General features: G+C 58.7%; 2 protein-coding genes. One reads left to right on the plus strand and one right to left on the minus strand.

Features of this window, described 5'->3' with window-relative positions; translation table 11 throughout:
- The coding region (locus EN749_RS36375; protein ID WP_145991202.1) for a hypothetical protein at window positions 1–310 on the minus strand (310 nt) is incomplete at its 3' end.
- An 87-nt stretch (window positions 311–397) separates the two neighbouring features.
- Between EN749_RS36375 and EN749_RS36380 the strand changes: the two genes are divergently transcribed.
- Window positions 398–904 carry a hypothetical protein gene (locus EN749_RS36380; protein ID WP_128365045.1) on the plus strand — a complete coding sequence of 169 codons (507 nt, stop codon included), beginning with the start codon at window positions 398–400 and terminating at the stop codon, window positions 902–904.
- Window positions 905–974: the final 70 nt, after the last annotated feature.

Here is a 974-nt window from a genome sequence, read left to right on the forward strand (position 1 = left end):
GGACGTCGAGCCGCTTCATGGATGGCTCCAGGACCGCCGGCGGCAGCAGCAATTCAGCGACGCTGATCTCAAGGGCCCGTGCAAACAACGCAACCGTCGCGAGTGTCAGGTTCTGCTCCTGCCGCATCGTCAAATAGTAGGTCCGGTAGGAGAATTCCTTTTCGCTGGCAAAGCTCTTGATCAGCGCCACGAAATCTCGATTCGACAAATTCCGCCGCTGTCGCTCTTCCTCGAGCTTTGCCGCTATTTGCGCCTGCATGGCATCGCGCTCTGGGTTGTCCAAAACGTTTCTAGGATCGTATTTTTCCACCGCCGTCCAACCCCATACAAACCTCCTTTCGCGGCCGCAAGAAATAAGTTAAAGTATAAACTGCGACGTCCGTGAAAGGAGCCCCCATTGTCCAAATCTCTGCTCTATGCCGCCGCCATTGCCGTCGGCTCCCTCTACGCCAGCAGCGCGCCGGCTTCCGAATGGGGCTGTCAGGTACTGCTGTGCGTCTCCGGGAACTGGCAAGCCACCCCAAGCTGCCACCCGCCAATGTACCGGCTCCTCGCCGCCATGAAGCGTCCGGGTTTCTCCTGGCCGACGTGTCCCGCCGCGAGTTCCACCGCGGCGCGGAAAGACGTCTATGACGACTGCCCGGAAGGTTGGACAATCGGCTACAGCGACATCGGGCACGACGGCAACCGCTCAAAACCAAACATGTGCGAGAAGCGCGAAAATCTGTGCTTCAACCATCGGAACGGCAGGCCAATCTTCAAGCCAGTCACCAACCGGCGTGACGGCGACAGTTGCCAGAAGGCCACCAGCATGCCGCGGCCGGTACGGTCAAAGCCTTGGTACGTCGAGTACACCGACGCCAAGGGCTTGAGGCAGCGGGCCTGGTTCAATCTCAACATCTGATTGCTGCTTCCGCCGATTCTATGATGACACTCTAATTGACGTGCGACCGGAAATCGAGCCACCTACTTAC

This window comes from Mesorhizobium sp. M7A.F.Ca.ET.027.02.1.1, from assembly GCF_004022985.1.
GTDB lineage: Bacteria > Pseudomonadota > Alphaproteobacteria > Rhizobiales > Rhizobiaceae > Mesorhizobium.